This is a genomic window from Haloarcula sp. Atlit-120R, assembly GCF_003665885.1.
GTDB lineage: Archaea > Halobacteriota > Halobacteria > Halobacteriales > Haloarculaceae > Haloarcula > Haloarcula taiwanensis.
Genome location: NZ_QPLN01000007.1, coordinates 99,251 through 118,987, shown reverse-complemented (window position 1 = coordinate 118,987; position 19,737 = coordinate 99,251). Strand labels below are relative to the sequence as shown.

The window sequence follows — 19,737 nt, the reverse complement described above, 5'->3', positions numbered from 1 at the left end:
GGTGCGTCGGCGCTTCGAGGTGTTCGAGATGCATATGGTGATTTACGCCCTCGTAGAGGCATCGACGCACGACGACGCCCTGGCCACCGGAAAGTCAGTGTTCGACCGCTTGGTCGGCGCGGACCCACACGCCAGCGCCGTCTTCGATTACTATGTGACCTTCGACGAGGAGGACACGTCCGTTGCGGGGAAGGCACGATGGGGGGAGTTGCCGACGGCAGCCCCCGTCGACTCCGATGACGGCGAAGACCTGCTCGAGCGTGGCTGGGAGGCGACGAAAGAGGAATTCGAGCGTAATCTCGACCGGGTGAAAGAGGCCATCGAGGAGCTCTCCGACGAGGAGATCATGCGCGACGAGGACCTCGCCCGGCACGCCTTCCACAAGGTAGGTGCGTACGACGGCCCGACGATCTTCCTGTACACCGAACACGGAACCGGCATTCGCCACCGTGGACAACTGGATCGACTCCTCGAGGAGAGTGAAGAGCTCTGGATCGTACCCGCTGACGTCCACTTCTGAATAATGCCTCCCATCACCAACTGGCGACGCGAGAGCCGCTCGCCGACGCTTGCGTATCGGAACACCGAGACCGGTGCGCGAGCCGTCCTGCATCGAGCGCCGGATTCCTACCGGTACACGTGGCGCGGGGTGATTCTCGTCGACGGCTACCCCGTCTGGTCGCGAGGATACGAGACGAAGGATGCGAAGTCGTTCCGTGACGAACTCCGGGAGCGGCCCACCCCGGAACTCAGCTGTCCGGAGTGTCCGAACGACGACGTTCGCGTCGGCGAGAAGGCAGCAGACGGGGCGAAAATCCAGCGATGGTACGACTGCCCCGACTGTGGGTACGAAGCCCCCTCACGCATCGTCTACGGCGCCGAACGGTGAGTGAGTGAGCGGTGGGCGCTGTTTTTCGGCCGGGCACGAGGTGGTGGCCCGGTACGACCGGGTTAGTCAACCAATGACCCTTGAAGTACTTGACCGACACAGTGAGGCACTGTTCGAGTTCCTCTGGTGCCCCGTCTGCGGGCAGGAAGTGTTCACCCACATCCCCTTCGAGGGGGTGTTCTGCAAGAACTGCAACACCCAGGTCGAACTCCAAGAGTCCCGAGAGACACGCGGCTACGAGGTGGCCGTGCTCGCCTGCTTCGATTCTACCACGACCTGGAATCTCCATGTCGACGAGAAACTGCGTCGCGGCCTTCCTGATGGGTCGGCGCGCGTGAAGATCCTCGGCGCACCGGGCGCCTACGAGGTCGATTGGTGGAGTCCGGTGCCGGGTGAGGACTGGGAACCGGTGGAGCGCAGAGAGTTCGACGACGTTGAGGAGTCAGACGAGGTGGCGCATCTCGCGTAGTATCTACCAATAGATCCCAATTGGTTTGATTTCAAACTCCACATCCTCGTCATTCTGGACCTGGTCTTCCTCTCCCGTTATAGTCTCCCAGAGCAATTCGGCTTTCTCGTCACTATCTACATCAGTATCAAGTTCCTCTAATACATGTTCTATCTCATCACGAGCCTCAGTATAGTCCTCAAACTCGCTATTAGCTGTAACGTCATCCGAAGCAAATGTTGAAAGGTCAGAATCCTCAAGAGAATATCCTCGGGTTTCGAGACCCGATTGCAGATCAGATAATAGCTCTTCGAGATTTTTCTCGACATCAATTGACACCTCGGATTTTCCGCCCTCTTTTTCTAAGTTCAGCAGGGCAGTTTTTAATGCCATATTTACCTGTCTTGCTTGATCAGGAAAATGGTCCTCAAGAACCCGCGTGAGTCTAAGAGGGGTCCAATCCACCTCATTTGAGATCACGCGTCCATATATTGTAAACTCCGTATTGTCGGAAAACACTGTTAATGGGTCGTCCCAAAGGGAGTCACGATTGAGATACGCTACGATAGAAATTGGCTTGCCTTCTTCAGCAGAATCGAGATTATGTATATGTTGAATATGGCCCTCTACTATCCTGTAGTTGGCGGCGTCAATCTTTACTGGGACCTGATCACCATATAGTGAAGAGAGGAACCCTGAAACAGCGTCAAGCTCCTCACGTGGAATATCCTCAATAGACTCTTCAAGTTCCTCAATATCCTCAAACGTATCAGTCAAGTATTCGAGTATTTTGAAGACCCTATACGACTCGGCTACATTTACATAGCCATCCAATTCGATAATTTCACTTCTCGAAACATCCTCGAGCTTCAATCCCCCCTCGGAAGGAAGAAGAAGCTGATTTTGTCGTGCTTCATAGAGTTCATCAAATCGGGATTGAATTACGGACCTCTGGATAGTTTCAGAGCCACTCCTCTCCAGAGTTTCCGACTCATTGGTTCGATTATAGCCGGTCCCTTTGTACGAGAGACCTTTATTGCTCTTCCCGAGCTCCCGGTTTACGGACTCTGAACGAGTGATTAGGCTCTCAGTGATCTCGCCCTCCAAAGAGGCCAGTAAACTCACAACGCTTGTTTCATCAAGATAAATGAATTCGCGAAGTGGTTCAGGGTCATCATCACTCTCCTCAGAGAATCTCGATTTAATCCAATCTATCACTCCCATATCATTCACCTGTTGCTTCAACAGCCCGAAGGAGATCATCTTGAGTTACAAGATCCCCTTCTCGTCTAATCGATATTGTGACGGCACGGCTAATGACCCCTGATAAGTCTGCTCCAGTCCATCCTTCTGTAGATTGGGCAAGTAATTCTAAGTCAACAGATTCACCGAAATCGACATCCTTAGTGATTTTTTCGATGATCTCTTTTCTCTCAGGTTGTGTCGGTTTCGAGAATTCGATTTTCCGGTCAAAGCGTCCCGGTCGAATGATTGCAGGATCAACCTCATCAAGGGCATTAGTTGCGCCAATTACGACAACATCATTCAGTGGTTCGAATCCATCCAGTTCTGTGAGAAGCTGGGCAACTATTTTGCGCTGAAATTGTTTTGTATCCCCCCTATCTGGAGCAATACTATCCACTTCGTCCATGAAGATGATAGCACGTTCTTGTTCTTTGGCGTGTGAAAATATTTCTCGTATAATGTCTTCCGTTTCCCCATACCATTTGTTGATGATCTCAGGTCCATTGACAAGATAGATACTGGACTCTGTTTCTTTAGCTACAGCCTTAGCAAGCAAGGTCTTTCCCGTCCCTGGAGGACCGTGAAAAAGTATTCCTGTATCCGGTTTGACCCCATGCTTCTCAAATCTATTTGTATCAGTATCAGACTCTCGCAGTGGGATCTCGACGACGTCCTTTACCTCCTCTATCGTCTCTGTTAATCCCCCTACATCATCGTACCCTGAATCAACCTCGCTAATCTGCTCAGGTTCTTTTAAATACGATTCTGCTCTACTTTTCTCCTCAAACCGGTCTTCTATCCCCTTTGGTGCAATCGCTTCATTCGAGATTGTTGAGGTGATCATACCTCCGTAGATCTTAACCGTCTCACCCCTCTCTGGGTTTTCAGAATTAAGAGATTCACATATCTCAACACGACTATTCCGCTCTACAAGATACTCGTTTTCGCTGACCGACTCCCGAATAATACCTACAGAGGGGGATGCTCGCCCAATTGCGTCAGCCGCCACTCTTTGGTCCTGCATGATCCAGACTTCAACAAGGTCACCAACCGATCTATCACCTTCAGTATTATCTTCAACAACAACTTCCTGTCCCCCGATCTGAACTTTTAGCGTATCCTCAGTAGGGCTCGTCGATCTAACGGGAGCAAAGTGGATATCCATAATCAGCTTCTTGTGTTTGATAATGGTTTAGAGGGGCGTTTGAAGTAGTTTAGCCCTCTGTAGCTACCGGCGTGTGAACTAAACCGGTCTAGATGATGCCGCCGATGACGAGTAGTCCGACGACGAGCAGCAGCGTCGCGACCACGCTCCCCCCGGCCAGCCACTTGTTCTCCATCGCCTTTTCGTGAAGCGGCATTTCGGCGTACTCCTCGCGGAACGCCTCGAGATTCTCCTCGTCGTAGAAGTACTTCGTCTTCAGCGCGAACCGTTCCGTCACCGCACAGCCCGTACAGATCGGCTCGCCTTCCAGCCGCTCCGTTTTGGTGTGGCTGGAGCAGGCGATCGCCCCGCAGTTCGGACAGTACGTGTACGTCTCGTCGACGCCGCTCGTGTCACAGTGGACGCACCTGTGGATCCCGTCTTCGGCGGTCACTCGTGACGGGCCCGCTGCGTAGTACTCGTAGGGGTAGGTGTATTCCTGGATGTCGGTGGTGTGCCGAACTTCGGGGAGATACACTGGTTCGATCGACTGGACAGAGATGTCCGAACGGTTCGGCTCGCAGGTCTTGTTGTAGGTGACGTTGTTGTCGCCGGTGTAGGTCACCGTCGTCGTGTGGTGCTGCTGGAGCCGCTCGACGGCCCAGTCCTTGTACTCCGTTTGGGTTTGTCCGAACCTACGCTCCTCGACATCGTCGAACACCTCTCCGAACTGCTCGGCGTCGAGATCGACGGTCGCGTGGAGGTTCTCGGTGACCAGCGTCGCGACGTCCTCGTCGACGACCTGCGGCTGCCCGCGTTCGGCGTGGGCAACGAAGCGAGTCCGATCGTTGATCCGGTGGATGACGCCCGCCGACGTCTCGAAGACGGCGTTCGTGTCCGCGGTGACCGCGACCACCGGGCGAAACGTCACCGATGAGTGTGGGTCTGAAAGGTCGGCAGCCTCGATGTTCTCGACGTCGCGGAACGCCTCTTCGACGGGTGCGTCGACGTCGACGGCCGGGTCGTACGGGCGTAGGGTTTCGTCGCAGAGGATCTCGATGCGGCCGTTGTAGAGGTCGAGGCCGATCTCGTCGGCGATCTCCCGGAGGTCCTCGCCATCGAGCAACTCGATTGGGTGCGGGTCGTCGTTCTGCTGGAGGTGGTCGGCGTACTCCTGAGCGGGATTCGTGAACCGGCCGGTCGTGACGACAATCCCGCGCTTCGGGCCGTCGAAGTCGAAGGTCGCGATCGCCGAGTGGAGCTTCTGGACGACCGGCCGCCCGACCGTCCCCGTGTGCTTGCACTCGACGATGATCGCACGCCGCGTACCGTCGACGACCTCCTCCATGATGACGTCCCGCCCCTCGTCGGCGGTTCGGTCGGCCTGGCGGACGTTCTCGTAGCCGAGGTTCCGGAACACGTCCTCCATCACGTCCTCGAACTCGAACCCCGAGAGATCGTCCAGTACAGCCATCCTCAATTATGTGGATAGTGTGAGGGGAATAACTATCTCTTTTGCGATGGGATAAACCGACACAGCGAGCGGTAATTCACCGCCGATAATACGCCCAAAGAGTCCACGGTTGTCAAACATTAACATTTACAATTCAGGCGAGTATAACCTGTTATAGAGACTTTCCACGGATGTTGGAAATCCACCGCACTCACCGTGCGCAAATCCGCAACCACTCACAGGTGGCAGAGCCACTCGACCGGCACGGGTGGAGTGCCAGCAAACTCTGGAACGTCGCCAACTACTACTCCCGCCAACAATGGGAAGACACCGGGGAGGTCCCTAGTCACGAGGAACTCAAAAGCGAGCTGAAGGATCACGACAAGTACCGAGGGCTGCACAGTCAGTCCAGTCAGCGGGTTCTGGAGGAACTCGCTGAAGCCTTTAACTCGTGGTACTCCTCAGACGACTACCGGGACAATCCGCCCGGATACCGTAAACGCAACTACTACGACGACCAAGGCCGCCGCGTCCACGAAGAACACCCGCGCAGCACGGTCACGTGGAAGCAGAAGGGCATCCGACACGACCCGAAACACAATCGCGTCCGCCTCAGCAAAGGCGCGAATCACAAAGACCACCCACGGGACCGCGATTACATCCTCGTCGAATACGAGACGCGACCCAGCATCTCGGTCGAGAACCTGCAACAGGTTCGTGCCGTCTACGACAACACGAAGGAACGCTGGGAACTCCACCTCGTCTGCAAAGACGAGATTGAGACGCCAGACGCACCCGGAGAGGAGACCGCTGGCATCGACCTCGGTATCTCGAATTTCGCCGCTGTCGCCTACAGTACGGAAGAGGCCGACCTATACCCGGGTAATCGGTTGAAACAGGACGGCTACTACTTCCCGAAGGAGATTGCCAAGTGTGACGACAGTGGTGGCGAGCGGGCGACACGGCTGCACCGGAAGAGGTCTGAGCGCCGCCGGCATTTCTTCCACGCCCTCGCCAAGCACATCGTCCAGCGGTGTGTGGAGAAGGGCGTTGGCCGGGTCAACGTCGGAGATTTGAGTAGCGTGCGTGAGGATGAGAACGGTCAGGCGAAGAACTGGGGACAGCACGGCAACCTTGACCTGCACGGGTGGGCGTTCGACCGCTTCACCTCAATTCTCGAATATAAGGCGAAGGCCGAGGGGATCGAGGTCGTGGAAGTGGACGAGGGTGACACATCGAAGATGTGTGCTGTGTGCGGGAAAGAAGACGATGGGCAGCGTGTTGAGCGTGGCTTGTACGTTTGTGAGGAGTGTGACGCAGCGTTCAACGCGGACGTAAATGGAGCGGAGAACATCCGTCTCGACATCAACGACAGCGCAAGTAACTCCGAGTCCTCGTCTAGGGATAGGAGTACCGGCTGGTTGGCCCAGCCCGGAGTCTACCTGTACGACCTCTCCTGCGGATTCGAACCGCAGGCCGAGGTGGTGGACTCTAAACCTTAATATCCCAACGCTCGGGAATTCCATCTCTTCAGGGGTGGGAGGAGGTCAAGTGGACAGTACGTTGCCGAACGCTACGCCATCCTGTTTGTTGAACCCCTGAGAGGGGTGCGGGGGTCACCGAACCGCCCGCGAGCAACGATGAACGGGAATGTACCTATGGCCAGTTCGGAATCGGTCCCAGTCGCATCGCCAGGTCAGGCTCACCAAGATACAGTCGAATACGTCGGCTTCCGCGTCGACGGCCAAGCTGTCGTCCTGAACCTCTCGGAGCATCGGCGACTCTCCCTCGAGCGCAGTCTGGACCTCGTCAACCACAGTCCGCAGATCCAACCGAAGCTACTTACGTGATACAGACGTATCACAGCATATGAGCACTGACAGCGACGCCGGCGGCGACGGTGAAATGGAGAAAATCAACGTCCGGGTGCCACAGTCGCTGCTGGCACAGGTCGACGACGTCTGGGAGGAGCGTGGCTACGCGAACAAATCCGAGTTCATCCGCGACGCGCTTCGGGACGCTGTCAACCCGCCAACGCAGCTGTCCGAGGAAGCGCTGGAGCATCTGGCCGAGAGCCGCGAGCAGCGGGAGCAGGGCGAGACGGTGTCGCAGGACGACGTGAAGGACCGGCTAGGCATCGATGACTGAGGTCGAGTGGACACCGAAAGCACTCGATTTGCTAGAGGGACTCGAATCGGAAGCGCAAGAGCGGTTGGTGAAGAAACTCGACGAGGCTAAAGACTGGACCTCCCACCGACTCGAAAAGCTCACCGGCTACCCGTACTACAAGCTTCGTGCCGGTGACTACCGTGCGATCATCACGTGGGACCGAGACGAGGATGTCCTCATCGTCGAGGCGGTCGGGCATCGGCGGAATATCTACGACCGTCACCTCCCACCGTAACTCACGCTGTCTGCAGACCTGCTCGGGTCGGTGACGAACTGGATCTGAGATTGAAGTACGATTCCGCTCGGTAGTGTTTATTGCCCCCGAGAGGGGCGCGGGGGAAGCCACTCCCCGTTACCGAGCCATGACCGATTCAGAGTACCCCTGGCGAGACGAATCGCTCCTCTACGAACTCTACTGGGAACAGGATCTGAGTACGAACGAGATCGCAGATAAGCTCGACTGTACGCAACCGACGGTGCATAAGTGGATGCAGAAGTTCGACATTCCTCGTCGAGACGCACGTGAGGCGGCCCCGAACCGTCGACGGCATCCCGCCGTGTTCACCGACCGTGGTTACGTCATCTGTGCCACAAACTATCGTGGGACGACAGACTCGGTCGGTATCCACCGACTCGTAATGGTGGCAGAGCGCGGGTTCGACGCCGTCGCGGACAAGCACGTTCATCATAAGAATGGTGTCAGGTGGGACAACAGACCAGAAAACCTCGAACTCCTCAGTCGCACCGAACACGCCGAACGACACGGCTTCGGGTCCGAGATTAAACCAACAGACCACGAGTGGGACGTGTCCAATCGCGAGCGGGACGAACGGGGGCGATTCAAATGACGACGGCGTACGTCGGCCGACGTCGACGTGGAGATCTGGTTGTCACTCGTCGTCCCGAGGACACAGAGCTCACACCCGACCGCAGTCTCGATCTCGTCAACCACAGTCCCAGCGGCTTCGAGGTCGGGTATCGAGGCAGCGGGCCCGCCCAGCTCGCGTGCGCGCTCCTTCTCGACTACTACGACGATGAGCAGTTCGCCCGTGAGCACTACATCGCATTCCGGAATCAGGTGGTTTCGCAGCTGGAGTGCGACGGTGCCGCGGCGTGCTGGCACCTCCCCGGCGAGGAGATCGACGCCGCGATGGCGACCCTTACCGACGACGTCGTCGCCCTCGCCGACGGCGGACGGCCATCACCGACGCTCCCCGAGAACTGGCGAACCGTCTCCCGCCCTGATCGAAGAGTGTTCCAGCGCGCTGATCGCGACCACTACATCGTACTCGGGGATGGAAGCGACGAGTGGCTGGTCGTGCTCTGCAGCCAGGGCGACCGGGCATATCCTGCCCCGCTCGCACATCGGACGATGTCCGAAGAGGCTGACGTGGAACGGGTAATCCGGGAACTCACCGAAGAGAGCAACGATCTCATCGAACCCCCGGAGGGGGAGCACTGATGGAGACGCTTCGACTGGCGCGAGCCACCCATCAGCTCCTCGAACGTGGTGTCGAGGCGCTCGAGAAAATCGGGCGTGAACTGGAAAGATACAACGACCGACAGGAGCGCACCGACGACACCGACTCGTGACCGAAACTCACTCTCTAGACCAAATACGGAGTACCGGCTTCCAGTATACGCCTACCCCCGATGGGTGTTCGTGTCCCATCCATCGGGAAGGCCAGCCGGTCACGGCGCCGCTCGGTTTGGGGTTCGCAGAGGGCGTCCATATCGAATCGATCCCGCGCCACGTCGCCGGCGCGATCTACGAAGCGCATCACTCCTATATGGACGATATCCCCCGGACGAATCTCGTCCATCACGGACTCTGTTACCAGGACCAGCTACTAGGTGCGATTACGTGGCGCTATCCGCTGATTCGCTCGCTGGAGTACGACGGGACGCGATTCGAGGGTGACGAAATCGTCGAGGCAGCACGGATTTGCATCGGCGTCGATTTCCCCAATCTCGCCTCTGCCGCCCTCGCCCGGTCGATGGAACAGTTCGTGCGTCGGCACGGCAGGCGACGAGGCGTTCGGCTCCTGCTGACGTTCGTGCGAGCCGACTTCGACGGCTCGATGATCAAAGCGCTCAGAGACAAGGGCTGGCACTGTGCCGGTAAAACGGACCCCGGCCAAGCGGGAAATCGCCCCGATAAGCAGATCCGAGAACAGCCAAAGTGGCGGTTTCTCTGCGAAGTTCCAGCTGAGTCCGACCGGGAACAGGCCTCCCTCGGGAGGTGGTCCCCGTGACCACGAATGCCAGTCTCGATGAATTCGTAGCGGAGGCTGATTCGGCCTGCCGGACAGATGACGCCCCATCGGTCCTCGACCAGCTGTTGAAACCGGTATCGCCGTCGCTCGGACTACAGCTCGTCCCCGGCAGGGGTGACCCAATATACCTCCAAAACAGGGGGACCGAACGCTACCTGTTCCGAGATAATCACGAGCGATGGTTCATCCTCCAGCCCTCAGCCGAGAAATCGGTCGACGACTTCGTTCGCTGGGTGTATCTCCCCGAGGACAAGCCAACCGAGATCGCCCGAACAGCGATGGGGCAACGGACGGTTCTCGGCTACAGGTACGTTACGCGGAGCGAGGCCCCCGAGCCGGTGGCGACGACGGTGACAGCGATGTTCGTCAGCGAGCCTTGGCCCGATGCCACCTACGAGTGTGGATCCTGTAGTAGAGAGTTCGACTCACCGCATAGTCACGCTCGGCATTGCTGGGAAGCACACCCCTGGGTTCCAAATCCTGAGCAGGTCCGGGTACGGAGAGACGAATCTGAGTAGTTCCGACATCTGTTCCGAGCCGTGGACTGGATCTGGATTAACCAACACTCCCCGCCATTCAGAGACGGGCGTTGGTTAACGTGGTGTTGTTTTTGCGCCCGGGAGAGGGGCGCAGGGCGCGAGACGATACAGTCGCACGTCGACGAGGATTCCTGAAGGAAGGTGACTAAGATGAAAGATCCAGAGTCCAGAACCATCTTCGCTGGCGTCGGTGGACGTACCGACACCGAACTACCCGAGTGGTATCGAGAGCGCCATGGAGATGCAGATCCCGTGACCTTCGCCGAGGCGGTTCGTGATCTTCCGCAGGCCGTCGAGACGACCGTGGCGTACCAGAATCCCTACACCGACGAGTGGGTTGAGACGGAGCGGTTCAACGCACTCGTCGAGCCGAGTCGAGCTCGGGAGCAGGCCCGAGATGAGGACACGGAGACGGACCCGTTGTTCTATATCCCGACTGACTCGTACTCGATCATCAACCCGGTCGACGTCTACGGGCCGCTAGAGGAGGTCCTCCGCGAGGAGACCATCGACGGGACGCCGCTGGGCGAGGTGATGTTTGGCGAGATTCGGCGCTACCGGGGCGGCGGCGAAGTCCATATGGACATCATGTTCGATGGCCTCGAGGTGCGCCTTCCTGGCCGGTCGGACCCGATCACGATGGGCGTCACGTCGGGCTACGACTTCTTCGGCGAGCACGCCGTCTACGTGGAAGGGTTCGCTCAGGATGGCTACTGCTCGAACACGATGCGCTCGCTCACCGACAAAGAGGTCATCAAACACGTCGGCGACGTGCGAAACTTCCGGAGCTGGTGGGAGGAACTCCTCGCACAGGTCGAACTCGTCGCCGATGACCTCTTCGAGTTCATCCGGGACGCTCAGGACATCGACCTCGACTTCTCGGAGCTCCCGTTCACCGTCACGGAGTTCTACACCCTGCTGGGGTTCCCGGACTACCTGGCCGAGCGTGCCGCCGGCGATGCGGAAGCCAATGCGGCGTCTCCCTTCGAGATCGACATGTGGACGCTGCATTCCGGCGCGACGTACGCGCTCACTCACTTCTTCCAGGGGAAAGAAGGGGCGTCTCTCGATCAGTACGTTCGGATCGCCAACGACATTCTGTTCAACCCGGAAGGCACGATCGAGCGCGTCGAGCAGGCGTACGAGCAGCAGCTAGAGGCGGACGGAGACGACGGGTCGCAGGCCTCGCTGGAGGGTGAACGAGCGCTGGCGAGCATCGAGCGCGTCAGCGACGACCTACAGGAGAAAGTCGAACAGTTCGAAGAACGTGAGGACGCGCTGCGTGAGCGGTTCCAAGAGGCGATGGCCTGACGCCGCGGCGGTGATGTAGTCGTCTGTTCTGTTTTTCTCGCCCTCGAGGGGTGGAGGGCTACCGAGATGGAACAGTCCACGATTAGCGACGGGAGTGACGACGAATTCCCACCTGAGAAGCGTCTTGAAGCACCGAATTACCGATTGGTCAAGGCCGGTATCGCGACGATCCCGGATATGGAAATCCTCCAAGAGTGTGTTGCCTACGAGAACGCCCACCAGAATCGGACGCAGATCCTGCGCCGGCTCAAGTGGAAGGCTGAAGAGCTCCGTGAGGGCGAAGAGTAAGCTCTGTTCTTAACCAACAGGTTCCGCGTGAGTTCCCCTATTGTTGGTTAACCCGCTGTGTCTCGGTTTTTCGGGCCCCTGAATGGGTGCGGGGCAGCCAGCAGCGACCTCGCGATCCCAATCATGTCCCTCGATTTGAGTACAGACTCCAGCACTGCTAGCGACATTGCTGCCGCCAGACAAGCAGACCATATAGCGTTCCTTCATCGAGCTCCATTCGCGGCTGATGCTCTAGCTCTCGGATTTCTCCCCGGGTTTCGGGAAGACTGTGGGTATCAAGCAGAACAGTACCTGAACCTCGAGATTCCTGTCGGGATGCTCGACAACGACTTCCGGAATCCCGACCTGGAACGGTTCGTCGAGCGATTCTTCGAGCACGAGCCTCGGGTCGGTGTCATCGGCGACATCTACGAACCAGCTGATGTCGACGCCCACGTCGCTGCGGCTCGTGAGATCCAAGCGAGCTATCCCGAGGCCGAGCTCATCGTCGTTCCGAAGTCGCGGGCGGTGATCGACGCGATACCCGAGAACCTCGTCCTCGGGTATTCACGGGGATACGCCGACCGGCTGGCCCACGAGTTCTCCGATCCAGCTGATTGGAGAGGGCGGCGCGTCCATATCCTCGGTGGGAGTCCGCCCAAGCAGCTCGACGCCATTCGACAGCTGACCAGGCCAACACTCACGGACGAGCCACCAGCCGACATCGTCGGTGTCGACTGGAACGGCCTGCATCGCGGCGCACAGTTTGGTGAGTTCTGGACGGCCGACGGCTGGGACGACAGCGGTCGCGACGCCGACCACGTCACCGTCCGAAAGACGGTGCGCCACAGCCTCGCTCGCGTCCGTGAGTTTTGGAGGACCCACGGAATCTGGCCCGAAACGACACCGCGAGACGAGGGGCTCGACGTCGAGTACAAGGGACCGAGTCCTGCCGATCTCGAGGACGCCGCCTGTACCGAGTGCGGGACGAACGTCTGGCGAACTCGCCGCGGCCCGTACGTCGCCGAATACGATACCGGCGCAATCTGTGGATACTGCAGCTACGAGTGCTACTTCAGCCACCGTCACCGAAACAACCTGGAGGAGATCGCTGGCGAGCAGAGCATCTACCTCCCGCCGGCGTGACTTCGCGACCTGTTTTTCGTGCCCCCAGAGAGGGCGAGGGCTCCTTCGAGAGTCCTCAGAGGTGACTTACAATGAGTCAACAACAGCGTCCTGACAACGTCTCGATCGACGAGATCCCGGTCGATATCGACAACACGCAATCAGCGGAGGTCGATTCCGCCGACGTCCCCGACGAAATCGAATCCATCACCCGTGGGCTCGCCGGTGAGCAGCCACCTACGAATCCGCTGGTCGTACTAAAAGCGGCCCGGTGGTGGTACATTCACGGCAAGGGCGGTACGGATCCCGCCTTCCAGTGGGCCATCGAGTGGGCGCGTCATCTTGCGACTGACACGCCTAGCGACGTCGAGCGGTTCGACGAGTTCCTCGAGTACCTCATCACGGTCGGATTGGCCGAAGAAAAACGCTCTCTACGCGATGCCAAGACTCCCTAGAACTCTGGCAGTTCGCCTAGATTGTCGCTCGCGATGTTGTTCCCGTCAGTCCGAAGGTAGGTTGTCCCGTCAACTTCTACTGTCCCGACATCATCACCCTTTGTCCATTTCCCGTTGTCATTCTTGTACGCCGTACAGTACTCTTGTCCAACCGATAAGCTGAGGATGACGGCCATTCGCGATTTGGTATCTCGGTTGACTAGTTGATCTCCATCGTCCTCATATACCTGAACTTGTTCGATAGAGTCACCACTGTATCTAACTGCAGTGATTACGTAATCTGCCCATTTGCTCATGCAACAGCGTACTCAGACGTGTAGTGTAAAATGTTGGAAAGTGGAGTGAAACTGAACACGTTGCTGACGGCTGGAGAGCTAGTTGGTGAATTTCTGTTTTTGCGCCCCTGAGGGGTGCGGCGCGTTCTGAACTGCTGCAGTCGCTGTGAACTCGATTCGGAGAACACAATGGCTACGACTAGTGACTCGTCGGTCTCCTTCGACCAGACCGACACGCGATCCGACGAGATGAACAGTACGATCAAACAGTGGATCGACGACCTCGTCGCCGGCGTCGACGACGCACAGGCCAGCGAAGAGTTCCAAGAGTGGCTCGATGTCCAGAGTCGTTTCCACGACTACTCCTACCGAAACACGCTCCTCATCAAGCGGCAGTGTCCCGAGGCGAGCCGGGTGGCGGGCTACCGGACGTGGCAGGAGGAGTTCGACCGCCACGTCACGGAGGGTGAATCGGCCATCTGGATCTGGGCGCCGATCATCTCCAAGCAGTGCCCGGAGTGCGAGAATTCACCGAGCTACCACGAGGACAGTGACTGTGAGTACGACGAGACGCCACCCGAGGAGTGGTCCGAGGGCCTGGTCGGGTTCAAGCCTGCTCCGGTGTTCGACGTCTCCCAGACCGAGGGCGAGCCGCTTCCCGACCTCGACACGGAAGCGACCGGGGACGCCGGCGACCTCGTCGAACAGTTGACTGCCGCCGCTGACGACCTCGGCGTGACGGTGCGGATCGTTCCAGCCGAGGAGTGGACCCACGGCGAGGCGAAGGGCATCTGCGAGCAGCTGAGCCTCGTCGACGTTCAGCCGCTCGTCGAGGTGCGTGATCGGAAGAACGAGGCCGACCTCGCGCGGACGCTAATTCACGAGTATGCCCACGCTCTGCTCCACTTCGACGTCGACGATGACACCGAGCGGGCGAAACGCGAAGTCGAGGCCGAAGCCGTCGCGTACGTCGTCGGGCGGTACTGCGGGCTCGACACTAGTGGGTCGGCGTTCTACCTCGCTGCGTGGGAGTCGGACGATCCCGAGGTCGTTCGCGAGCGGCTCGGACGGATCAGTTCCACAGCAGAAGAGCTCATCGACGTGCTCGAAAGCGAATCCTCGTCCTAACACAGTTAACCAACAGAGTGATGGGTTCTTCCGCTCTGTTGGTTAAGTTTTTCTGCGCCCGCCGAGGGGCGGAGGCGCGTTCTAACCTCCGTCGAATGATGACTGAACCCTATCTAACGACGGTCCTCGAGGAAGCCGAGCACGTTGCCAAGCAACACGACCAGGTCGCTCGAACGACAGACAACCAAACCCACGAGTACCTCCGATACGCCGTTCTTCGGGTGCTCGAAGGCGAGTCGGAACACCTCCCAGCAGACTGGACGCCGATCGACGGCGTGATCGTCGGCTACGGGAGCGACGACGCGATGTACGACAGCTGGGGCTCCAGCGAAGACTGGTGGGAGACCGTCCCGCCGCAGGAGGCGTGTACCCGCTTCCGGGTGTTCTTCCCGGACGACCACCAGACGGTTCCCCGCGACATCGTCGACGTGATGGCCGCGCTCGGGGCCTGGCGCGTCTGGACCGGGAGCGCAGCGGCGTGCGGCTCCTACGACCATCGCGAGCGCCGCGAAGTCCACTACCTGTGGCCGGAAGGCCATCCGGTGGAGGAACTGCTCCACGAGCGGCTCAGGGGGCCTGCGGAAGCCGTCGCTCCCGACGGTGGCCGAACGGGCGACGTTCGCGACCGACTGGTCGTCGACGAGAACGCACAGTCGGAGGACGATCTTGAGCCCCGCACGAAGCGTGCCGTTGCCGAAGCGATGGACGTCTCACTCCTCTCGAAAGGTGGCCGCTACGAGGTGCAGTCCGCGTCCGGCAACAGGTACGAAGTCGACGTCGTCGACGAATCGTGTACCTGTCCCGACTGGCAGCAGCGCTCACCCGAAGGCGGCTGCAAGCATCTGCGTCGCGTCGATCAAGAGATCAAACGGGGCCGCGTTCCCCGTCCAGACGGCCGCCATCCCTCCCCGTAGGGTAACGATTGAGCTACTCCACGGGACGGACTGTGTCGCCATCTCGGTGGACCCGGTCGAACGTTGAGAGATACGCGATCCGGTCCCGAACCTCTTCGTCATCCAGCTCCAGTTCCGCAGCCAGTTCGTCGACGGCCATCGGCTCGTCGAGTGCCTGGAGGACTTCGAGCCCCCGGTAGTATCTATTCGTCAGCTCCTGGACGCGGGCCTCGATCGGCGTGGTCACTCCGTACCGCTCCTCGAGTTCGACCAGGGCCTCGTTCGCGAACGTGGCAAACTGATCGTCCCCCAGGCGTTCGATCTGGGCTTCGAGTTCAGCCCGGACGACGTCGTAATCGAGGCTGGCCTGCACGAGCATGTTCATGTCCTCGATGTCGTCATCGCGGCCTGCGATCGCCTTGAACAGGAAGATATCCTCGTTGCTGACCAGCCGAACCGTCAGTCGATCCGTGTCGAGGAACGGCTCGCTGCGCTCTTGCATCCCGTCGGTGAGCACGAGCTTGTTCGCGACCTGCTGGTTGAAGATGTCGAGGCGACACCCGTCGTCGTTCTCGACGCAGCTCGTCGCCCCCAGCGCCCGGTAATCTGGATCCAGCGATTGAACCTCCGCATACCCGAGGTCCATCAGGACGGCCCACAGCTGGCCGTACGCGTCGCCATCTGGGACGACCAGGTCGATGTCTTTCGTCGCCCCCTTGAGGTCGCGCAGCGACATCGCGCCACCACCGATCAGGTAGACCGTGAGCGGTTCAGATAGCCCGTCCCCGATTCGCTGGAATTCGTTCTCGATGTACTCGCGTCCGAATGTTGGTCTCATTGTGGTAGTGGTACCTCGTAGTCAGCCGCCAGCTCCTGAAACTCGTCCCACTCCGGGAGTCGCTCGTCATCGACCTCACCGTGCGTCTCGAGGTAGCGCAGCAAGGCGTCGATTTCGTCTTCGAGACCATACTTTGCCGCCTGCTCTCGGAGGTCCTCCTCGTCGACGTCGACGTGGCTGAGCAGGAGGAGGCAGTACGAGCGGTGACGGCTGCCGTTGTCGATGAGCAGCGTGTGACAGCAAAGTTCCGCCGGCGAGACTGCGTCGAGATCCTCGGAGTAGACGTAGTTGCGGTGGCCGGTGAGCAGGAACTGGAGGTCGAAGGCCGCGAACCGACCGAGGCCGGTTTCGTGGAACCCCTCTGCCTCGATCTCCGTCTCAGCCTGGGCGAGGAATTCGTCGTAGTCCTCCCAGAGAATCGTGCCCTTCGGGGCGACGGCTTCGAGGCGCTGGCGATGTAGATGATGTGCGAGTTCACGCGCGAACTCGTGGAGGCGGTCGAAGTCAGCGTTGAACTCGTAGTGGCCGTCGACGGTCCCGACGAGCCCACGGTCGCGAAACCGCTTGAGGACGCGGTTGACCGTGTTGCGGTAATTGTCGCTTCGGTCGGCGATCTCGGAGACGGTTCGCGGCTGGTCGAGGTAGTACAGCACCTCGAGTGCCTTGCCGGTCAGCAGCTCGGGGAACTCGATGTGGGAGTGCTGGCGGACGAGGTCCTGGTAGAGCTCGACGGCGCGAGCATCCGACGGGATAACTCGTTTTCGGCGGCCGTCGCGTTCCGTGTAGACGAGCCCTTTCTCAACGAGGTCGCCGACGGCACGAGAGAGGTAGCTCTCGCTGTGGTCGAGCTTCGTCGCGATCTCGGAGATCGTGTCGCCGCGGTCGACCGTGGCGAGGACCTCGAGTTCGATGCGCCGGAGCACGGTGTAACATAGTACGAAACTTGTATTTAAATAAGTTTCGAGTAGTGTTACAGCCAGCAATCGCGAGAACCGCCCCATCGTCTTAACCAACAAAACTATGGAATCGTGGGCTGTGTTGGTTAACACGAGAGTAGCCGATGTCCTACGAACCCCCGACCCCACCGGCGAACCTCCCGACGGAGATCGTCAACACGCTCAATGAAGCCACACAGGAGCATCTTCGGGACGTTGCCAGCTACGCCGAGGCGTTGGCCGAACACAAAGAGCGGGAAGCTCGTCTCGAGGAGGAAGCGGACGACGCCGACGTCGAGGAGCGCCCCGATGACCTCCCAGACGACGTGCCGGCGAAGGCGACGATCACGATCAAGGAGATCAACGACAACCGCTACTACTACTGGCAGTGGCGGGAAGGCGATTCGGTGACGTCGAAGTACAAAGGGCCGGTGAATCCCGACGAGTAGACGAGATGGAACTGTAGCCTGATGTTCTTTTCAACGTGATTCGTAGCGTAGCAGATGACACCCCCCAGAGTGTGAATGGGATCGGTTTACCCGACACCCCTCGGTGTGAATGGGCTACCAACCGCCGATCTCTAACGAGACTTCACGCCGAGAGAAGACAGAGCAACACGCGGATAGATTACGCCTCGTTTACCCCCACACCCCTCAGTGTGAATGGTCCACCACCCAGGGTACCGCGATTAAGAAGGCATTAACAGCTGAAGTCCTCACGCCGTAGGAAAGGTTCTCGCCTCAGTGGCGAACCTTCGGCTTCGGCACAAGGCCTCGCCTTTCAAAATACATCTACTCGGAGAGCTGTTTAGACTGTAGTATAATAAAGATAACTACAACTGCGGTGCGGTGCAGTAGCGGGTCGGGCCAGCTACCGTGACAGAACGTGTGAGCCGCTCTCCGTACCGTACTAGGTTCTTCAGACAAACGACCCTGCTTCCTCGACTCCCGCTCTATCTCTACAACCGTCGTATCCTATGGGGGACCATTCACACCGAGGGGTGGGGGTGTCACCATCCCATCAACGTCTGGAGTTCCGGCGTCGAGTTGATCAGTCCAGTTCGTGTACTCTCGACGTCTCCTTGGAGCGAATACGACCTGAACTTCCCCTGATCTCCGCCTTCCTTCTTTTTCGATTCGAGAACTCCTGTCGTCACGTGCTTGTTCAGAAGCTCGAGCGCACGATTGTACCCCTTGGGCTCTACTTCGACGTCCCGTGCTACTGTTTGGTAAACCTCGTGAATCTCTGACGTCCGGAACCATTCTTTCTCTGGGTTATTCCGGTCAAGACGCGTGAGAGCAAACAGGAGTAATTTCCCGGACAACGGAGTCCCTTTCACCATCTCCATAAAGAGTTCTACTTCGACGAGTTCGTCAGCTTCGAGAACGTGATTCGCAGTCACGATATCGTCGCCTTCTTCGTCGGCGATCTCGCCCGCATTCCGGAACAATCGGACTGCCCGTCGAGCGTCACCGTGTTCTTCAGCTGCGAGTTCAGCGGTGGTTGGAATCACCTCGTCATCGAGGACACCGTCATAAAATGCGTCCCGTCGATTTTCGAGGATTGCAATGAGCTGGTCTTCTTCGTACGGTGTGAACGTTCGGTGTTCTGGCTGGAGAGTCGATTGAACCCGTGACTCAATTTCGCCTTTGAATTCGATGTCGTTCGAAATCCCGATTGTAAGGACTGGGAAGTCAACGTCGTCTTTTGATTGTGACCGTGATAGCGTGTAGAGGACTTCGTTCACTTCTCCGTGCTTGTCGATTTCATCGATAATGACGACAAGACCGCCAGAGAACTCCCGCTGAACAACGGGCCATAATTTCTGATCCCGATAATGCTCGGCTGAGAGGCCCTGATAGGGGACATCAAGTGGGTTCTCTGCTTTCGCGTTCACCTGCTCTGCAATCTTTCGGAAGGTGGAGGTATACGTAGAGATGGGGTCTGGGTTAATGTAGGCAGTAACGATGGGGGAGTCCGTTCCTGCAGTTGCTGCTTCAAGCCGCTCGCAGACGTGTCTTGCAACTAGTGTCTTCCCCGTGCCGGTTTCTCCCCACTCCAGGACGTTATCCGGGACGCTGTTTGTCCGCATCTTTCGGAGATTCTTGGCCAAGAACGTGATATGGTCGTCTCGTCCGACAATTCGATTGGCGTCAGGAACGTTATCGATCTCGAGCAACCACGGTTTCTCAAAAATATCCGATTCATCTTCGCTATCCCCCTCGTCGACATTTAGTATCTCGTCGACGGTTGTTTGCGTGGAATCGTTGTTTGGCATGACCGGACCAATTCGCCCCATTCACATATAGGTTGTCCACCCTCGGTGTGATTGATTTACGTCCATTCA

Annotated in this window: 26 protein-coding genes; 19 read left to right on the top strand and 7 right to left on the bottom strand. The window is 58.5% G+C overall.

The window, feature by feature from the left end; translation table 11 throughout:
- Positions 1–28 precede the first annotated feature (28 nt).
- The 3 genes from DVK01_RS19135 (at position 29) to DVK01_RS19125 (ending at position 1,358) form a co-directional block, all read left to right on the top strand.
- Positions 29–520: a hypothetical protein gene (locus tag DVK01_RS19135; protein ID WP_121538286.1), complete on the top strand. Its 492-nt coding sequence runs from the start codon at positions 29–31 to the stop codon at positions 518–520.
- Positions 521–523: 3 nt separating this feature from the next.
- The gene (locus DVK01_RS19130; protein ID WP_121538256.1) at positions 524–889 is read left to right on the top strand and encodes a hypothetical protein; all 366 of its coding nucleotides are present in this window, start codon (positions 524–526) and stop codon (positions 887–889) included.
- 73 nt (positions 890–962) lie between these two features.
- Complete coding sequence (locus tag DVK01_RS19125; RefSeq protein ID WP_121538254.1) at positions 963–1,358, top strand: hypothetical protein; 396 nt, start codon at positions 963–965, stop codon at positions 1,356–1,358.
- Between the two features lie 3 nt (positions 1,359–1,361).
- On the opposite strand, the gene DVK01_RS19120 is transcribed toward DVK01_RS19125, so the two are convergent.
- The 3 genes from DVK01_RS19120 to DVK01_RS19110 all read right to left on the bottom strand — a co-directional run bounded on the left by DVK01_RS19120 (position 1,362) and on the right by DVK01_RS19110 (position 5,200).
- Complete coding sequence (locus tag DVK01_RS19120) at positions 1,362–2,600, bottom strand: hypothetical protein (protein ID WP_233562813.1); 1,239 nt, start codon at positions 2,598–2,600, stop codon at positions 1,362–1,364.
- A complete protein-coding gene (locus DVK01_RS19115) occupies positions 2,563–3,747 on the bottom strand; it encodes a 26S protease regulatory subunit (protein WP_121538252.1) in 1,185 nt (394 codons plus the stop codon). The genes DVK01_RS19120 and DVK01_RS19115 overlap by 38 nt, the downstream gene beginning before the upstream one ends.
- A gap of 88 nt (positions 3,748–3,835) precedes the next feature.
- Positions 3,836–5,200, bottom strand: coding sequence for a restriction endonuclease (locus DVK01_RS19110; RefSeq protein ID WP_121538250.1), 1,365 nt, complete (start codon positions 5,198–5,200; stop codon positions 3,836–3,838).
- Positions 5,201–5,370: 170 nt separating this feature from the next.
- On the opposite strand from DVK01_RS19110, the gene DVK01_RS19105 reads away from it, so the two are divergent.
- From DVK01_RS19105 to DVK01_RS19050, 13 genes are all read left to right on the top strand, one after another.
- Complete coding sequence (locus DVK01_RS19105) at positions 5,371–6,681, top strand: RNA-guided endonuclease TnpB family protein (protein ID WP_121538248.1); 1,311 nt, start codon at positions 5,371–5,373, stop codon at positions 6,679–6,681.
- 156 nt (positions 6,682–6,837) lie between these two features.
- A complete protein-coding gene (locus DVK01_RS19100; protein ID WP_233562812.1) occupies positions 6,838–7,029 on the top strand; it encodes a hypothetical protein in 192 nt (63 codons plus the stop codon).
- A 19-nt stretch (positions 7,030–7,048) separates the two neighbouring features.
- Positions 7,049–7,327, top strand: coding sequence for a ribbon-helix-helix domain-containing protein (locus DVK01_RS19095; RefSeq protein ID WP_121538244.1), 279 nt, complete (start codon positions 7,049–7,051; stop codon positions 7,325–7,327).
- Entirely contained in the window at positions 7,320–7,583 is a 264-nt protein-coding gene (locus DVK01_RS19090) for a type II toxin-antitoxin system RelE/ParE family toxin (RefSeq protein ID WP_058984726.1), read from the top strand. The genes DVK01_RS19095 and DVK01_RS19090 overlap by 8 nt, the downstream gene beginning before the upstream one ends.
- A 127-nt stretch (positions 7,584–7,710) precedes the next feature.
- Entirely contained in the window at positions 7,711–8,196 is a 486-nt protein-coding gene (locus tag DVK01_RS19085) for an HNH endonuclease signature motif containing protein (protein ID WP_121538240.1), read from the top strand.
- Positions 8,193–8,810, top strand: coding sequence for a DUF6166 domain-containing protein (locus tag DVK01_RS19080; protein WP_121538238.1), 618 nt, complete (start codon positions 8,193–8,195; stop codon positions 8,808–8,810). Before DVK01_RS19085 ends, DVK01_RS19080 begins: the two co-directional genes overlap by 4 nt.
- Positions 8,810–8,941: a hypothetical protein gene (locus DVK01_RS22895; RefSeq protein ID WP_008458061.1), complete on the top strand. Its 132-nt coding sequence runs from the start codon at positions 8,810–8,812 to the stop codon at positions 8,939–8,941. The genes DVK01_RS19080 and DVK01_RS22895 overlap by 1 nt, the downstream gene beginning before the upstream one ends.
- Positions 8,938–9,603, top strand: coding sequence for a hypothetical protein (locus DVK01_RS19075; RefSeq protein WP_199722383.1), 666 nt, complete (start codon positions 8,938–8,940; stop codon positions 9,601–9,603). Before DVK01_RS22895 ends, DVK01_RS19075 begins: the two co-directional genes overlap by 4 nt.
- A complete protein-coding gene (locus DVK01_RS19070) occupies positions 9,600–10,142 on the top strand; it encodes a hypothetical protein (RefSeq protein ID WP_121538282.1) in 543 nt (180 codons plus the stop codon). Before DVK01_RS19075 ends, DVK01_RS19070 begins: the two co-directional genes overlap by 4 nt.
- A gap of 171 nt (positions 10,143–10,313) precedes the next feature.
- Positions 10,314–11,474, top strand: a complete 1,161-nt coding sequence (locus DVK01_RS19065; RefSeq protein WP_121538236.1) for a hypothetical protein — start codon at positions 10,314–10,316, stop codon at positions 11,472–11,474.
- A gap of 66 nt (positions 11,475–11,540) precedes the next feature.
- Positions 11,541–11,762: a hypothetical protein gene (locus DVK01_RS19060; RefSeq protein WP_121538234.1), complete on the top strand. Its 222-nt coding sequence runs from the start codon at positions 11,541–11,543 to the stop codon at positions 11,760–11,762.
- A gap of 123 nt (positions 11,763–11,885) precedes the next feature.
- Positions 11,886–12,887 (top strand): DUF6610 family protein, encoded by a 1,002-nt coding sequence (locus tag DVK01_RS19055; RefSeq protein WP_121538232.1) that lies wholly within the window; start codon positions 11,886–11,888, stop codon positions 12,885–12,887.
- Positions 12,888–12,958: 71 nt separating this feature from the next.
- On the top strand, positions 12,959–13,321 hold the full coding sequence (locus DVK01_RS19050) for a hypothetical protein (RefSeq protein WP_121538230.1): 363 nt from the start codon (positions 12,959–12,961) through the stop codon (positions 13,319–13,321).
- Here the strand turns inward: DVK01_RS19050 and DVK01_RS19045 are convergent.
- Positions 13,318–13,617 (bottom strand): DUF3892 domain-containing protein, encoded by a 300-nt coding sequence (locus DVK01_RS19045; protein WP_121538228.1) that lies wholly within the window; start codon positions 13,615–13,617, stop codon positions 13,318–13,320. The genes DVK01_RS19050 and DVK01_RS19045 overlap by 4 nt on opposite strands.
- 168 nt (positions 13,618–13,785) lie before the next feature.
- On the opposite strand from DVK01_RS19045, the gene DVK01_RS19040 reads away from it, so the two are divergent.
- On the top strand, positions 13,786–14,724 hold the full coding sequence (locus DVK01_RS19040; RefSeq protein ID WP_121538226.1) for an ArdC-like ssDNA-binding domain-containing protein: 939 nt from the start codon (positions 13,786–13,788) through the stop codon (positions 14,722–14,724).
- 98 nt (positions 14,725–14,822) lie between these two features.
- A complete protein-coding gene (locus DVK01_RS19035) occupies positions 14,823–15,638 on the top strand; it encodes a hypothetical protein (protein ID WP_121538278.1) in 816 nt (271 codons plus the stop codon).
- A gap of 13 nt (positions 15,639–15,651) precedes the next feature.
- Here DVK01_RS19035 and DVK01_RS19030 read toward each other — a convergent pair whose 3' ends face one another.
- Entirely contained in the window at positions 15,652–16,455 is an 804-nt protein-coding gene (locus DVK01_RS19030) for a DUF6036 family nucleotidyltransferase (RefSeq protein ID WP_121538224.1), read from the bottom strand.
- Positions 16,452–17,378: a MarR family transcriptional regulator gene (locus DVK01_RS19025; RefSeq protein ID WP_121538222.1), complete on the bottom strand. Its 927-nt coding sequence runs from the start codon at positions 17,376–17,378 to the stop codon at positions 16,452–16,454. Before DVK01_RS19025 ends, DVK01_RS19030 begins: the two co-directional genes overlap by 4 nt.
- A gap of 137 nt (positions 17,379–17,515) precedes the next feature.
- Between DVK01_RS19025 and DVK01_RS19020 the strand changes: the two genes are divergently transcribed.
- On the top strand, positions 17,516–17,839 hold the full coding sequence (locus tag DVK01_RS19020; RefSeq protein WP_121538220.1) for a hypothetical protein: 324 nt from the start codon (positions 17,516–17,518) through the stop codon (positions 17,837–17,839).
- Positions 17,840–18,399: 560 nt separating this feature from the next.
- Here DVK01_RS19020 and DVK01_RS19015 read toward each other — a convergent pair.
- Positions 18,400–19,668, bottom strand: a complete 1,269-nt coding sequence (locus tag DVK01_RS19015) for an orc1/cdc6 family replication initiation protein (protein ID WP_074878724.1) — start codon at positions 19,666–19,668, stop codon at positions 18,400–18,402.
- Positions 19,669–19,737 lie beyond the last annotated feature (69 nt).

Bases quoted from the DNA above. Each gene is read 5' to 3' on its own strand.
- DVK01_RS19135 (WP_121538286.1), top strand. From the start codon at position 29: ATGCATATGGTGATTTACGCCCTCGTAGAGGCATCGACGCACGACGAC.
- DVK01_RS19130 (WP_121538256.1), top strand. From the start codon at position 524: ATGCCTCCCATCACCAACTGGCGACGCGAGAGCCGCTCGCCGACGCTT.
- DVK01_RS19125 (WP_121538254.1), top strand. From the start codon at position 963: ATGACCCTTGAAGTACTTGACCGACACAGTGAGGCACTGTTCGAGTTC.
- DVK01_RS19120 (WP_233562813.1), bottom strand. From the start codon at position 2,600: ATGATCTCCTTCGGGCTGTTGAAGCAACAGGTGAATGATATGGGAGTG.
- DVK01_RS19115 (WP_121538252.1), bottom strand. From the start codon at position 3,747: ATGGATATCCACTTTGCTCCCGTTAGATCGACGAGCCCTACTGAGGAT.
- DVK01_RS19110 (WP_121538250.1), bottom strand. From the start codon at position 5,200: ATGGCTGTACTGGACGATCTCTCGGGGTTCGAGTTCGAGGACGTGATG.
- DVK01_RS19105 (WP_121538248.1), top strand. From the start codon at position 5,371: ATGTTGGAAATCCACCGCACTCACCGTGCGCAAATCCGCAACCACTCA.
- DVK01_RS19100 (WP_233562812.1), top strand. From the start codon at position 6,838: ATGGCCAGTTCGGAATCGGTCCCAGTCGCATCGCCAGGTCAGGCTCAC.
- DVK01_RS19095 (WP_121538244.1), top strand. From the start codon at position 7,049: ATGAGCACTGACAGCGACGCCGGCGGCGACGGTGAAATGGAGAAAATC.
- DVK01_RS19090 (WP_058984726.1), top strand. From the start codon at position 7,320: ATGACTGAGGTCGAGTGGACACCGAAAGCACTCGATTTGCTAGAGGGA.
- DVK01_RS19085 (WP_121538240.1), top strand. From the start codon at position 7,711: ATGACCGATTCAGAGTACCCCTGGCGAGACGAATCGCTCCTCTACGAA.
- DVK01_RS19080 (WP_121538238.1), top strand. From the start codon at position 8,193: ATGACGACGGCGTACGTCGGCCGACGTCGACGTGGAGATCTGGTTGTC.
- DVK01_RS22895 (WP_008458061.1), top strand. From the start codon at position 8,810: ATGGAGACGCTTCGACTGGCGCGAGCCACCCATCAGCTCCTCGAACGT.
- DVK01_RS19065 (WP_121538236.1), top strand. From the start codon at position 10,314: ATGAAAGATCCAGAGTCCAGAACCATCTTCGCTGGCGTCGGTGGACGT.
- DVK01_RS19060 (WP_121538234.1), top strand. From the start codon at position 11,541: ATGGAACAGTCCACGATTAGCGACGGGAGTGACGACGAATTCCCACCT.
- DVK01_RS19055 (WP_121538232.1), top strand. From the start codon at position 11,886: ATGTCCCTCGATTTGAGTACAGACTCCAGCACTGCTAGCGACATTGCT.
- DVK01_RS19050 (WP_121538230.1), top strand. From the start codon at position 12,959: ATGAGTCAACAACAGCGTCCTGACAACGTCTCGATCGACGAGATCCCG.
- DVK01_RS19045 (WP_121538228.1), bottom strand. From the start codon at position 13,617: ATGAGCAAATGGGCAGATTACGTAATCACTGCAGTTAGATACAGTGGT.
- DVK01_RS19040 (WP_121538226.1), top strand. From the start codon at position 13,786: ATGGCTACGACTAGTGACTCGTCGGTCTCCTTCGACCAGACCGACACG.
- DVK01_RS19035 (WP_121538278.1), top strand. From the start codon at position 14,823: ATGACTGAACCCTATCTAACGACGGTCCTCGAGGAAGCCGAGCACGTT.
- DVK01_RS19030 (WP_121538224.1), bottom strand. From the start codon at position 16,455: ATGAGACCAACATTCGGACGCGAGTACATCGAGAACGAATTCCAGCGA.
- DVK01_RS19020 (WP_121538220.1), top strand. From the start codon at position 17,516: ATGTCCTACGAACCCCCGACCCCACCGGCGAACCTCCCGACGGAGATC.
- DVK01_RS19015 (WP_074878724.1), bottom strand. From the start codon at position 19,668: ATGCCAAACAACGATTCCACGCAAACAACCGTCGACGAGATACTAAAT.